Here is a 13,077-nt window from a genome sequence, read left to right as displayed (position 1 = left end):
GGAGCCAGACTATGGGACTCGCAGAGCTCGTGCTGCTCGCCGTTGGCCTTTCGATGGACGCCTTTGCCGTATCCATCTGCAAGGGCCTTGGCATGAAGAAGATCAACCTTAAAGTCGCCGCGGTGCTCGGCCTGTTCTTTGGCGGCTTTCAGGCCGGCATGCCCGTAATCGGATGGGCGCTTGGCAGTCAATTCATGGGCATCATCGGACCCATCGACCACTGGATCGCCTTTATTCTGCTCGCCTTCATCGGCGGCAAAATGCTGTGGGAGGCCTTTACCGAGGACGAGAATGAAGGCGACGGCAAGGATGCCGAAAAGATTGACCTGGGCGAGTACCTGATCCTCGCCATCGCCACCTCAATCGACGCCCTAGCCGTAGGCATCTCATTTGCGGCGCTCTCGGTTGACATCGTTCCCGCTGTATCGCTTATCGGCGTCACAACGTTTATCTTCTCCGTCGCCGGCGTAGCGATCGGCCACACCTTTGGCGCGCGCTACGAAAAACCTGCCACCATCGTGGGCGGCATCGTGCTCATCCTCATCGGACTTAAGATCTTGCTTGAGCATCTGGGGATTTTGGCGCTGTAACGCCAAACACAATCGCTCAAAACTCAACGCCAGTACAAGGCCTCATGCAAAGTTTTGCATGAGGCCTTTTCGTGCAGACTTTTGCATGTCATACTGATATGCAAAAGTCTGCATGTTGGAGATCGCCATGGATACCCTTCCCATCACCACACCACGCCAAGCTGGCATCTACGTGCGCCAGGCACGCGAGGCTCAGGGTCTCACCCGTGCCGCCCTCGCCAAAACGGCCAGTGTTTCGGAGCGCCTGCTCGCATCGCTCGAGCTAGGAGACGCCACCGGCATTCGACTCGACAAGTTGCTGTCCGTCTTTAACGCACTCGGCATAGGTCTCTTTGCGCAAAGCGATAACGACTCCATCGCATCGCCCTCCGAACATCCGACGACGAAAGCGGACCTCCCTATCGCGAACTCGAATGCCCTGCCAAAGCCAAGCGTAGGCAGACGACCCGCTCGACAGGGAACGCCATCTTCCTATGGTGCCTTGCTGGCCCAAATCGCAGCCGAGCAAGGCCTTTCCGACACTTCAGACCTCTCCTTTGGCTGTAAGGTTGTGAAATAAATGGCAGAGATGGAGCTTGCGACCCTCATTTGTGGCGAAATCGCAGGCACTCTCCGGCAAGACGAGCATGGACTCTGCAGCTTTGTATACGCCCCAACCTATCGCGGAGCACCACTATCGCTTACAATGCCGCTTTCCAATCGCACGTATGGCCATAACATCGTCCGCCCGTTCCTATTTGGCCTTTTGCCCGACAGCCAAGAGCAGCGCCGCGCTATTGCCGCCGAGCATGACGTTGCATCCAACAACCCCGTCGCCCTCTTGTGCCATATCGGTCTTGACTGCGCAGGGGCCGTTCAGTTTTGTCGAACCGATCAATTAGGCGCCGCCCGCGGCAGGGTCTCGGCATACCGCCCGCTTACCAATTCTCAAATCGCTCACAAGCTCAAAGCAATTCGCGATGACGAAAGAGAGACATGGATGGGCTCCAACGAAAGCTGGTCCCTGGGCGGCAACCAAGGCAAATTTGCACTAGCTTGGCATGATGGCCAATGGTGCGAATGTCTAGGGTCATCCCCCACTACCCATATCTTCAAAAATGGTGTCGTTGGGTTCAAACATCAGGCCTTAAACGAATTCGTCTGCATGAAAACGGCTCGGCGTGTTGGCATTCCAACTGCCAACGTCTCCTATTGCACATTTGAAGACGAAGCCGCGCTCGTCGTTGAACGGTACGACAGAATGGTCAATAGCAGCGGAAATATCGAAAGGCTGCATCAGGAGGACTTTTGCCAGGCGCTCGGTGTATTGCCAAGCCAGAAATACACCGCCGACGGAGGACCAACCACACGAGACATCCAAGAACGACTGATTAACACAGTCCCCCACCACATGAATCTTGTGCTTTTTACCTATATGTTGTTCTATAACGCCATTATCGGAGCGCCTGACGCACACGCTAAAAACTACTCGCTCATCCTAGGTAAAGGCACAAACGCAGCGCTCGCACCCATGTACGATGTCGCATCGGGCTTGGCGTACGAGCGTATGCGCCGCCGGGCGCGCCTTGCCATGAGCGTTGGCGGCGAAAATCGAGTGGGGCGCATCGGTCCAGGCGCTATCCGCCGATACCACGGTATGGGCGACCCCGCGCTGGAGGCGGCGCTCACCGATGCCGGGCTATCCGAGAAGTTTTGCTTTGCGACCATGATGGACCTCGCCTACGAGGTGCCCATTTGCATGGAAGAGATCATGGACGAATACGCCGACCTGCCCGGCATGGCGGACCTGCGCGAGCACATGCTCGGCCCCGTCCGCGAAAACTGCCAGCGCACCCTCGACCTCATCAAGGCGGATATGGGCTAGGCGCCAATCAATCCACATTTCTTAAAAGAAGAGGGGGGCACCCGTCGCAAAAGTTCGGATGCCCCCTCTCGTAATGTCATTTGCAATCCGCTAGCACGTGGCTCGAACTGCTGCTAGCGCGACCCTTACGCGGCAAGGCGCTTGAGGACGTCGATGAGCAGCTCGTAGAAGCGCTCGGCAGAAGCGAGCTCCATGCTCTCGTCCGGGGTGTGGACATCGGAGAGCGTCGGGCCCACGGCGATGGCGTCCAGGCCGTGCAGGGCCTCAGCAAACAGGCCGCACTCAAGGCCAGCGTGAATGGACTCGATGCGCAGCTCGGAGCCAAAGAGCTCGCGATAGCTCTCGACAAAAACGTCGCGGACCGGCGAATGCTCGGCATAGCTCCAGCCGGGATACTCGAACTCGAACTTGGCGTCGAAGCCCAAGACATCGGCCAGCGTCTGCAGGCGGTCCTTGAACTCGTTCTGCAGCGAGGTGATCGAGGAGCGCGGGGACAGCATGATCTTGACCTGGTCGTCGGAAGTGGCGACCACGCCGATGTTGGAGGAAACCTCGACGGAGCCGTCAGTGGCGACGTTGCGGCGAATCACGCCGTTAGGGGCAAGACGCAGGGCGCGGATGAGGGCAAGCGCGGACTTCTGATCCATGGCCTCGACCTCGGCGTCGTCGGCAATCTCGACGGTGCAGGTAAAGCCGGGGTCGAAGACCTCGAGCTCGGCAGTGACGTCGGCGATGATGTCCTTTGCGATCTGGGCCGCGGCCTCGGCGGCAGCGTGGTCGGCGTAAACCAGCTCGGCCTTGCACTCACGGTTGATGGCGTTGTCCTTAGTGCCGCCGTTAAAGCTAACGATGGCGGGCTCGCCGGCGACCATCAGGCGGTCGATGATGCGGGCCATGATGAGGTTGCCGTTGCCGCGCTCCAGGTTGATATCGTTGCCGGAATGACCACCCAGTAGGCCGGAGATGTCGAGCGTGAGGGTGCTGCCGGTCTTGTGCTCGCGCACGATGGGGCAGGTGTAGGTAACAACGACGCCGCCGGCGCAGCTGACGGTGGCAACGCCCTCTTCCTCGGAGTCAAGGTTAATCATGGTGCGGGCGCTAATCTGGGACTTGTCGAGCGTCTCGGCGCCGACCAGGCCAGTCTCCTCGTCGGTGGTGAATACGCACTCGAGGGCGGGGTGAGCAATCGAATCGTCGTTGAGCACAGTAAGCATCAGAGCAACAGCAATACCGTTGTCGGCGCCCAGGGTGGTGCCGTTAGCGGTGAGGACGCCGTCTTTCACGACCAGGTCGATACCGTCGGTCGTAAAGTCGTGCTCAACAGAGCCCAACTTGTCGCACACCATATCGATGTGGCCCTGCAGCATCACGGTCGGGGCATTCTCAGCGCCGGCAGAAGCGGGCTTGCGAATGATGACGTTGTAGACCTCGTCCTGGTACACATCGAGGCCGCGCTCCTTGGCAAACGCAACCAGGAAATCGCTGATGCCCTTCTCGTTGCCAGACCCACGGGGGATCGCGCTGACCTCCTCAAAGAAATGGAACAGCTGGGCGGGCTCGTAGCCGGTGATCTTGTAATCCATGGTGCCTCCTTGGCGCAACTGATTAGACAGTAAGACATGCGCCTTGTATATTCCCAGACTTTGCGTGCATAAACCAGTCGAAAACGCCGAGCGCCCTTACATCATCGGCTAACGGCGGACCGTATAGCGTAACGGTCACAACTTCCGCAGCTCTACAAATCGAGGCGCCCTTTCCGGAGCGCCTCGATTGCGCGTATCAAATTGTCGCCACGCCTTACAGCGCGCCGGAACCGGCTTGCATCATGCCGCCGGGGCCCGAGGTCACGCCGCCGCTCACGGGCGCGGCGTTGCCAGTGCGCGGTGCCGCCGGGGCGGTATCACCACCGAGCGTGCCCGCCGGACGCGGTGCCGGGATCTCGCCCGTGCCGTGGCTAAAGACAAACTTGCCATCGGCCACGTCGCACAGGACGGTATCGCCCTCGCCCCACTCGCCGGCCAGCAGCTCCTCGGACAGCGGGTCCTCGATGAGCTTTTGAATAGCACGGCGCAGCGGACGCGCACCGTTGGTGAGGTCGGTGCCCTCGGCCACGATCTTGTCATAGGCCGCATCGGTGAGCTTGATGTTCATGCCGTTGGCAATCAGACGCTGGCGCAGGTCGTCCACCAGCAGGTGCGCGATCTTGGTGAGATTCTCGCCCGAGAGCTTCTGGAACACCACGATGTCGTCGATACGGTTGAGCAGCTCGGGGCGGAACAGGCGCTTGAGCTCGCCCATCGCGCGACCACGGATCTCACTCGACGTGAGACCCTGCTCGCCGGTGGTGCCAAAGCCCACGCTCGCATCCTGCGCAATCTCGCGGGCGCCCACATTGGACGTCATGATGATCACGGTGTTGCGGAAGTCGACCGTCTTGCCCTGGCTATCGGTCAGGCGGCCCTCCTCCAGCACCTGCAGCAAGATGTTGAAGATATCGGGGTGCGCCTTCTCGATCTCGTCGAACAGCACGACCGAGTACGGGTGGCGACGAACGGCCTTGGTGAGCTGGCCGCCCTCATCGTGACCGACGTAACCCGGAGGGCTGCCGATGAGCTTGGAGACCTCGAACTCGCTACCGAACTCGGACATGTCGAAGCTGATGAGTGCGTCCTTGCTGCCAAAGAGGTACTCGGCGAGCGTCTTGGCGAGCTCGGTCTTGCCCGTGCCGGTGGGACCCAGGAAGATAAAGCTGCCGCCGGGGCGACGCGGATCCTTGAGCGGCGAGCGGCTGCGGCGCACGGCCTTGGCAACTGCCTCGACAGCCTCATCCTGACCGATGATACGTGTCTTGAGCACGCTTTCGGCCTGCAGCAGGCGCCGGCTCTCGCTCTCGGTAAGCGAGGACACCGGCACGCCCGAGGTCACGGACACGATATCGGCGATCTGGGAGACATCGATGGTGAGCGGGCTGGCGTCGAGCTCGGCCGTCCAGGCAGCCTTGGCCTCGGCGAGTTCAATCTCGGCAGCCTTCTGCTGCTCGGTGATCTCGGCGGCCTTGTTCATGTCATCGCTCTCGGTGGCCTCCTGCGCGGCGGCCTTGAGCTCCTCGATACGATGCTCGGCCTCGCGCACCGGCTCGGGCGCGCGATTCGCGGCGATGCGAGCGCGGGCACCGGCCTCGTCGATGAGGTCGATTGCCTTATCGGGCAGGAAGCGATCCTGGATGTAGCGGTTGGAGAGGTTCGCGGCGGCCTCGATGGCACCCTGCGTGTAACGCACGTGGTGGTGCTCCTCGTAGCGTGGCTTGAGCGCAGTCAGAATCTTGACGGTGTCCTCGACACTCGGCTCCTCGACATCGATGGTCTGGAAGCGACGCTCGAAGGCCGGGTCCTTGGTGAGGTACTTGCGGAATTCCTCGGCCGTGGTGGCGCCGATAATCTGGAAGGCACCGCGCGCGAGCACAGGCTTGAGCATGGAGCTCGCGTCGATGGAGCCCTCGGCAGAACCGGCACCGATGATGGTGTGCATCTCGTCGATAAACAGGATGACGTCGTCGGCTTCGGTTGCCTCCTGGATTACGTTCTTGAGGCGCTCCTCAAACTCACCGCGATACTTGGCGCCCGCCACGAGGCCCGGCAAGTCGAGCGTCCAGATGTTCTGGTTCATAAGGTTCTCGGGCACGTTGCCGGCTGCAATCTGCTGAGCCAGACCCTCGACGATGGCCGTCTTGCCCACGCCGGGATCGCCCAAGATAAGCGGATTGTTCTTGGTGCGGCGCGAAAGGATCTCCATCATGCGCCGGACTTCCTTTTCGCGGCCAATCACGGGATCGAGCTCGCCGTCGCGCGCCTTCTGCGTAAGGTCGGTCGCGAACTGCTTAAGTGTATCGGTGCCGCTCCCCTTTTGCTGGGAGGCATCCGAGCCGCTAAAGAACGGCAGGCCCGTACCGGGACGACCAGCACCGGCGCCAGCGAGCGGGCGCTTCTTATCCTGGTCCTTGGCGGTGAGTTTCTCGATAGCCTTTTTGATGGAGGCGGACGACACACCCAGGCGCATGAGGATGTCCATGGCCATGCCGTTGCCCTCTTCGACGATGCCGATCAGCAAGTGCTCGGTCGACACGTAGGTCTGGTTGTTTTCACGCGCCACGCGGAATGAACGCTCCATCACGCTAATGACGAGCGGCGTAAAGGCGAGCTTGGCCGCCTCGGTCTCCTCACTGGGCTCGGGAACCGTGGTCTGGACCTCTTTAAGAGTATCCATGATGTCGTCGTAGGAGATATCGAGCGAACGCAGTGCCTCGGCGGCAATGCCCTCGTCCTCCTTGGCGAGTGCGAGCAGCAGGTGCTCGGTACCCACCTTATTTGAGTGAAGATCGAGCGCTTCTTGCTTGGCCATGGACATGACCTTGCGCGCGCGATCGGTAAAACGGTCTAACATGCTAGTTCCTCTTAGACGAGCTAGTTTTTTCAAACGCAAAGCGCCGCCCGCGGCAGCGCTTTGGTCTCTTTACCCATATGGAGTATATGTTAACCGTTGGGACCTTTCCTGCCCGTAGCCGCGCGACAACGTCTACAAAAAAGGAATTGCTCGGGTCCGTTTGGCGGTTTGGTTTTGAGCTGCTGTCTAGCAGGCGGGCTCGGCGTCCATGCTCTCGGCAACGTCATTGACGGCATCGGCAACGGGAGCGCCCGGCATGCGCACGAGCTCCATGTGCGGCTCGGCAAAGACCGTGCCCATGGGGAAGGCGCGGCGGAAGACAAAGCGAGCAACCGGACCGGCCACCAGCAGGTTCCAGGGCAGGGCCATGATAAAGTTGCGCGGAATGTTAACGAGCCACATCATCGGCAGCAGCTGCAGGTTGGCGAGCGGGCCGCCGGGCATGTGGAACAGGCCCTCGCACGCACCGTAGAGCGACATGATGATGACCATAGGAACGACCATGCAGGAGCTGACGGCGAGCGTCATGGCAATCGGCGAGCTCTTGCCCGGCGTGACCAGGAATTTAAAGGCGAAACCCTTGGCGAGCGGGCTGGCGACAAACCAGTCGCAGCACATGGCAAAAACGTAGGCAACGGGGAAGCCGAGCCACGCGGCGGCAACAACCTCGCCGTTGATGGCCCCATGCTGCAGGGCAACGTTGTAGATGCTCATCCAGAGCACCATGCAAAAGCACATGATAAAGGTGAACAGCAGGCTCTCTCGTTTGTTGATAGGCATAAAGGGCATGGTCCTTTCTGTGTTACGCCGCTACGCCACGCAACAAAAACGGGCGGGCAAGATGGAGCTGTTGGGACTTCATCTCGCCCGCCCGTGATACGTGCGTCTGCGACTACTTATGTGGTGGAACCAGCCTAGCACGAAAACCCCGCGCTTCGTAAGCGTTGAGTTTATGGAGATGCAGGGCACCAATAATCCCCCGACCCCATAAGTTGCGGTGGAATACGGACTGTTTTGACCCTTTAAGCAGCAATTCAGTCCCTATTTCACCGCAACTCATTTGGTGCAAAGTAACCTGCCCCCCCTTGCACCAATTAGCTGGTGTGGCGCCAGCGAGAGTCGGTGAGGGTTCTCGCCACGCCCAGGCCAACGGGCAGAAACGCCACAATGAGCACTGCACGCACAAACCAGCCGAGCATATTGACCGTGTCGAAGGTGCACATGTAATACATCGAGCGATACAGATACAAGCCCGGCACCATAATGACAATCGATGGCACCGTGAGGGCGATACGTGGGTAGGTGAGCTTGATTTCGGCTAAGCTCGCGAGCAGCCCCGATACCAGCGCGCCGATAAACGCTGCCGCCTCGGGAGGCATACCTACGCTCAGGCCCAGAAAGGGAAACAGCATCGGCGCATCGACGAGCGTAAGGCGCAAGGTATTGGACACGGCGCCGATCAGCCCAGCTGCCGCGGCCATCTTTACCGGGCTGTTGAACATCACCGAGAAGCCGAATACGCCAACAAAGCTCATCACCACGCGCAGGAGCGTAAGGGCAAGCGGCGAAAGGCCGAGCGGGGCAAAATCATCCGGTGCCAGCCCCACACACTCGGCAACCATCCAGCCCACAAGGGTCGCCATCACAATAATCGACACGGCATACGAAAGACGCTCAATGCCGCTTCGCATATCGAGCTTAGCGATGTCGAGGCCTGCCGTAATGAGGGGAAAGCCGGGAATCACAAAGAGCATGGCGCCGATATAGCCTTCTTGGTGCGACATTGCCCCCGGTACGACCTGGCCAAGGCCGAGCAATGCCAGCAGATACGAAACGCAAGCGAGCGCAACGCCAATCGTCAGCGCGCTAAACTGGCCAAGACCCTGCTTGAGAATATGAGAGCGAGCAAAGTTGCCAACACCAGCGCCTACGAATGCGCAGGCCATCTCGATAGGGCCGCCGCCGAGCAAAAAGACGAAGGCGCCGCAAGCACAAGCTGCCGCAAGGCCCTGTTGCCAGGGAGAGTAATCGGGTTTTGAACTCTCAACGGTCTTGAGCATCTCGTGGTATTCGTGCACGGTAAACCGGCGCCCATACGTCTCGATTTCCTTTAGGAAGCTCTCCATCATCCAAATGCGATGGGTATTGACTCCCGTTGTGGGCAGGCTGACAACCTCGTTAAAGCAGTGGCCATCTTCGATGCAGGTGCACTCAAACGACAGAAGACTTAAGTCAACGTGGACGGTGACACCGAGTACGGCGGCAACGCGATTCATGGTATCGCGTACACGCCAGGCACCCGTTCCGCTCGCGAGCATAAGCATACCGGTGCGGCAGATGATGGATGACTTATCGGTGAGCGGCGCATCGACGGCAAGCTCATCGCCTGCCGTCACGATCTGGTGCCAGTCTGTTTTCATATGGAGTGCGCCGGCACGAACACCGTGGTGCATGGGGGCTCTCGAAAGCAGCGAGTCAAGGCGCGAAGACTGTGGGGGCTCCGTTGATTCGTCCTCAACCTCATCAGTCTCTTCATCGACCAGATCAAATGAGTCAAGCGATGCCGGCTCGCGACGATCGATTAGCTCCTCATCCTCATCGTCAAAGTAATTGAACTGATCGAGCATGTCCTCTTCGATTGCACGCTCGCTCGCGTCGTCCATATAGACGCTCCCTTCCTACCGACTAACCCCCATCCTAGGCAGCGACGGCTAAAGGAAACATAAAAGAGACGGCTGCCATGCGAGCCATGTGCTCAATAGCCGTTGGGTAGTCGTTTAAGAACGTCCCCAATGACTATTGACGGCCAAGGCAACGCCGATGTATTGGCAACGTCAGCGAGCGGGCCGCATTTGAGACAAGGTGACGTGAAACGAAAGGGCGCTGACCTTCTGGTCGCGCCCTTGAAATTGAACGTCAGATTGTCCAAATGCGGCCCGCGCAGCGTCGGCCGGTCCGCCGTTCGGTAGAACGGCGGAACCAATTAGTACATCTTTGCGCCGGCGGGGATGGAGGCGTCGAGCTGGATCAGGTTGAGACGCTCCTCACCATCCTCCTCGTGGATAGCGCTGATGAGCATGCCGCAGCTGGGAATGCCCATCATCTTGCGCGGCGGCAGATTGGTGATGGCGAGCAAGGTCTTGCCGACCAGGTCCTCGGGCTCATAATAACCGTGAATGCCGGAGAGGATGGTGCGGTCGGTGCCAGTGCCGTCGTCGAGCGTAAAGTTCAGCAGCTTCTTGGACTTCTTGACGGCCTCGCACGCCTTGACCTTCACAGCGCGGAAATCGCTCTTGGAGAAGGTATCAAAGTCGACGAACTCCTCAAACAGCGGCTCGACGGCGATCTTGGAGTAATCAACCGTGGGCTTGAGCGGCTTGACGAACGGGCTCGCGGTGTTGCCGGCCTCGGCAGCCTTGGCGGCAGCGGCACCGGACTGGAAACCCTTCTCGGGCTTCATGTGCGGGAACAGTAGCACGTCGCGGATGGAAGCCTGGTTGGTGAGCAGCATGACCACGCGGTCGATACCGATGCCGATGCCGCCCGCGGGAGGCATACCGTACTCGAGGGCGCGCACGTAGTCCTCGTCGTACTCCATGGCCTCGTCGTCGCCGCCAGCCTTCTCGGCCATCTGGGCGGCAAAGCGCTCGGCCTGGTCGACCGGGTCGTTGAGCTCGGAGAACGCGTTGGCGTACTCATGACCGGCGATAACCAGCTCAAAGCGGTGCGTCAGGCGCGGGTCGTCCTCAAAGCGCTTGGCAAGCGGGCTGACCTCGATGGGGTAATCGCAAACGAACGTGGGGTTGACAATGGTGTCCTCGCCCAGCTCATCGTAGATCTCGGCGATAATCTTGCCGGCGGTCCACTCGGGCTTAATCTCCAGGCCCTTCTCGCGCGCGGCGGCAGCAAGCTCCTCGACCGGCGTATCGATGGTGACCTGTTTGCCGAGCACGTCGGAGACGATGTCGGTCATGGGACGGCTGGCCCACTCACCAGAAAGGTCGATGGTCTGGCCCTGGTACTCGATGACCTCGGGGTTGCCGATGGCCTTGTTAGCCGCCTTAATGACACCCTGGGCGAGCGCCTTCATGCCCTCGAGGTCGGAGAAGGCACGATAGGCCTCCATCGTGGTGAACTCGGGGTTGTGGGTAAGGTCCATGCCCTCGTTACGGAAGATACGGCCGATCTCGAACACGCGCTCAAAACCGCCGACGATGCAGCGCTTGAGGTGCAGCTCGGTAGCAATGCGCAGGTAGCACTCCTGATCGAGCGCGTTGAAGTGCGTGATGAACGGCTTGGCAGTAGCGCCGCCCTGGATGGTCTGCAGGATGGGGGTCTCGACCTCCATGTAGCCGTCGGACTCCATAAAGCGACGGAAGGTGGAGAGGATCTGCGAACGCTTACGGAAGGTCTCGCGAACGTCGTCGTTGGCGATCAGGTCGACATAGCGCTGGCGATAGCGGGTCTCCTTGTCGGAAAGACCGTGGAACTTCTCGGGCAGCGGACGAACGGCCTTGGCAAGCAGGGTCGCGCTCTTAGGGGCAACGGAAAGCTGGCCGCGCTGGGTGCGCACGACCACGCCGGTCACGCCCAGGATGTCGCCCAGGTCGAGGGACTTGAGCGTATTCCAGGCAGCCTCGTCCATGTCGTTGATTCGGCAGAACAGCTGAATCTCGGCAGTCGCATCGCGCACGACGATGAACATGATCTTGCCCTGACCGCGCTTGGCAACCACACGGCCGGCGATCTTCACGACGTCCTCGGTGTCCTCGCCATCGGCAAGCTCGGCGTACTTAGTCTCGATATCGGCAACGTAGTCCTCAAGCTCAGAGTGCTCGGGATAGGGGTTCTGGCCCGCCTCGAACAGGGCGGCGCGCTTGGCCAGGCGGGTGGCGCGCTCGTCGTTGAGCGTCGATGCCTGATCTGCGGCGTTCTGGTTCTCTGCCATAAGTTAGCTCCTCAAACTAAAACGCTCCCCAGGATTCGGTCCCAGGGAGCGAAAACATACCTTTACGCGGGACCGTGGTCTAGCGTGCAATCTTGGCGATGGTGTAGACGCGGGTCTTGCCGGAAGGCGTAACGACCTCGACGGAGTCGCCCTCGCCGTGACCGATGATGGCGTGGCCGACCGGAGACTCGTTGGAAATCTTGTGCTCGAGCGAGTTGGTCTCGGTGGTACCGACGAGCGTGACTTCCATGACCTCACCGTTGGGATCAATCAGAGAAACGGTGGAACCGATGGAGACGGTCAGATCACCTGTGGTGGCAGCAACCTGAGCGTTGGCAAGGATGGCCTGGATCTCGGCAATACGAGCGGCGTTCTGGGCCTGCTTGTCCTTGGCGGCATCGTACTCGGAGTTCTCCGAAAGGTCGCCGAACGCGCGGGCTTCCTTGATGTCCTCGACGATCTCCTTGGCGTAATCGCCCTCACGCCAAGCGAGCTCCTCGACGAGCTTCTGGCGGCCCTCAGCGGTCAGTACGATCTGGCTTGCGTCCATACGGATATCTCCCCAACTCTGATCAAACAATCAACTGTCAACAAAACGAAAAAGACCGGCTAGCCTGCGGGCAAGCCGGTCAGGTGCTCACCCCAAAGGGATGGGACTACTCTGCGTCCGCGTCGCTGTCCTCTGCCTGCTTCTTCTTGGCAGCAGCGAGCTTGGCCTCGAGCTCAGCGATCTCCTTGTCCTCCTCGGACTGCTCGACCACGACCTCCTCGGCCTGCTTGGTCTCGGCCTTATCGTCGCCCTCCATACCCTCACGGATATTCTTGACGGTAGAGCCGAGGGACTTGCCGAGCTTCGGCAGGTTCTTGGGCCCGAAGATAATCAGGACAACGACGAGAATAATGATGAGCTCAGGAGCCCTCAGTCCAAACATGTAGACCTCCACAATACAGCGAGACAAGCTCGAATGAGTATACCGCGGGTATCGCGGTATCACAACAATAGCTAAAAAAAGGGACCGCAAGAAGCGGTCCCTCCTCATGCTCTGGTCGGGTTGACTGGATTTGAACCAGCGACCCCTGCGTCCCGAACGCAGTGCTCTACCAAACTGAGCCACAACCCGTTAGCTCGACTATAGTAACAAAGATTTCCGTCGTGTGCTAGAGAAATTTTTACTTCTTTGGCACTTCGATGCGAACCCTTGATTATCGACTTTATCCGAACACCTCCCACATTC

Annotated in this window: 10 protein-coding genes and 1 tRNA gene; 3 read left to right on the top strand and 8 right to left on the bottom strand. The window is 59.8% G+C overall.

Going from position 1 to position 13,077, the window contains the following annotated elements; translation table 11 throughout:
• Positions 1–11 precede the first annotated feature (11 nt).
• The 3 genes from DXD56_RS01105 (at position 12) to DXD56_RS01095 (ending at position 2,454) form a co-directional block, all read left to right on the top strand.
• On the top strand, positions 12–590 hold the full coding sequence (locus DXD56_RS01105) for a manganese efflux pump MntP family protein (RefSeq protein ID WP_117639521.1): 579 nt from the start codon (positions 12–14) through the stop codon (positions 588–590).
• A 127-nt stretch (positions 591–717) separates the two neighbouring features.
• Positions 718–1,149, top strand: a complete 432-nt coding sequence (locus tag DXD56_RS01100; protein WP_158549257.1) for a helix-turn-helix domain-containing protein — start codon at positions 718–720, stop codon at positions 1,147–1,149.
• Complete coding sequence (locus DXD56_RS01095) at positions 1,150–2,454, top strand: type II toxin-antitoxin system HipA family toxin (RefSeq protein WP_117639517.1); 1,305 nt, start codon at positions 1,150–1,152, stop codon at positions 2,452–2,454.
• Between the two features lie 125 nt (positions 2,455–2,579).
• On the opposite strand, the gene DXD56_RS01090 is transcribed toward DXD56_RS01095, so the two are convergent.
• From DXD56_RS01090 to DXD56_RS01055, 8 genes are all read right to left on the bottom strand, one after another.
• Entirely contained in the window at positions 2,580–4,037 is a 1,458-nt protein-coding gene (locus DXD56_RS01090; RefSeq protein WP_117563799.1) for an aminoacyl-histidine dipeptidase, read from the bottom strand.
• A 214-nt stretch (positions 4,038–4,251) separates the two neighbouring features.
• Positions 4,252–6,894 carry an ATP-dependent Clp protease ATP-binding subunit gene (locus DXD56_RS01085; RefSeq protein ID WP_117639515.1) on the bottom strand — a complete coding sequence of 881 codons (2,643 nt, stop codon included), beginning with the start codon at positions 6,892–6,894 and terminating at the stop codon, positions 4,252–4,254.
• 186 nt (positions 6,895–7,080) lie between these two features.
• A complete protein-coding gene (locus DXD56_RS01080; protein WP_117639661.1) occupies positions 7,081–7,674 on the bottom strand; it encodes a DUF2798 domain-containing protein in 594 nt (197 codons plus the stop codon).
• Positions 7,675–7,988: 314 nt separating this feature from the next.
• On the bottom strand, positions 7,989–9,557 hold the full coding sequence (locus DXD56_RS01075; RefSeq protein WP_199411521.1) for a threonine/serine exporter ThrE family protein: 1,569 nt from the start codon (positions 9,555–9,557) through the stop codon (positions 7,989–7,991).
• Between the two features lie 320 nt (positions 9,558–9,877).
• Positions 9,878–11,842 (bottom strand): lysine--tRNA ligase, encoded by a 1,965-nt coding sequence (gene lysS, locus DXD56_RS01070; RefSeq protein ID WP_117639513.1) that lies wholly within the window; start codon positions 11,840–11,842, stop codon positions 9,878–9,880.
• A 79-nt stretch (positions 11,843–11,921) separates the two neighbouring features.
• Positions 11,922–12,392 carry a transcription elongation factor GreA gene (greA, locus tag DXD56_RS01065; RefSeq protein WP_006234960.1) on the bottom strand — a complete coding sequence of 157 codons (471 nt, stop codon included), beginning with the start codon at positions 12,390–12,392 and terminating at the stop codon, positions 11,922–11,924.
• A 106-nt stretch (positions 12,393–12,498) separates the two neighbouring features.
• On the bottom strand, positions 12,499–12,774 hold the full coding sequence (tatA, locus tag DXD56_RS01060; protein ID WP_022094895.1) for a twin-arginine translocase TatA/TatE family subunit: 276 nt from the start codon (positions 12,772–12,774) through the stop codon (positions 12,499–12,501).
• A gap of 112 nt (positions 12,775–12,886) precedes the next feature.
• Positions 12,887–12,963: transfer RNA gene (locus DXD56_RS01055), tRNA-Pro, on the bottom strand.
• Positions 12,964–13,077 lie beyond the last annotated feature (114 nt).

It is taken from the genome of Collinsella sp. TM06-3, assembly GCF_003436395.1.
Classification (GTDB): domain Bacteria; phylum Actinomycetota; class Coriobacteriia; order Coriobacteriales; family Coriobacteriaceae; genus Collinsella.
Note: the sequence above shows the minus strand (reverse complement) of the source record. Positions and strands in the feature narration are given on the sequence as shown.

Coding starts and splice junctions, on each gene's coding strand:
- DXD56_RS01105 (WP_117639521.1), top strand. CDS start 12: ATGGGACTCGCAGAGCTCGTGCTGCTCGCCGTTGGCCTTTCGATGGAC.
- DXD56_RS01085 (WP_117639515.1), bottom strand. CDS start 6,894: ATGTTAGACCGTTTTACCGATCGCGCGCGCAAGGTCATGTCCATGGCC.
- DXD56_RS01080 (WP_117639661.1), bottom strand. CDS start 7,674: ATGCCTATCAACAAACGAGAGAGCCTGCTGTTCACCTTTATCATGTGC.
- DXD56_RS01095 (WP_117639517.1), top strand. CDS start 1,150: ATGGCAGAGATGGAGCTTGCGACCCTCATTTGTGGCGAAATCGCAGGC.
- DXD56_RS01090 (WP_117563799.1), bottom strand. CDS start 4,037: ATGGATTACAAGATCACCGGCTACGAGCCCGCCCAGCTGTTCCATTTC.
- greA (WP_006234960.1), bottom strand. CDS start 12,392: ATGGACGCAAGCCAGATCGTACTGACCGCTGAGGGCCGCCAGAAGCTC.
- DXD56_RS01100 (WP_158549257.1), top strand. CDS start 718: ATGGATACCCTTCCCATCACCACACCACGCCAAGCTGGCATCTACGTG.
- tatA (WP_022094895.1), bottom strand. CDS start 12,774: ATGTTTGGACTGAGGGCTCCTGAGCTCATCATTATTCTCGTCGTTGTC.
- lysS (WP_117639513.1), bottom strand. CDS start 11,842: ATGGCAGAGAACCAGAACGCCGCAGATCAGGCATCGACGCTCAACGAC.
- DXD56_RS01075 (WP_199411521.1), bottom strand. CDS start 9,557: ATGGACGACGCGAGCGAGCGTGCAATCGAAGAGGACATGCTCGATCAG.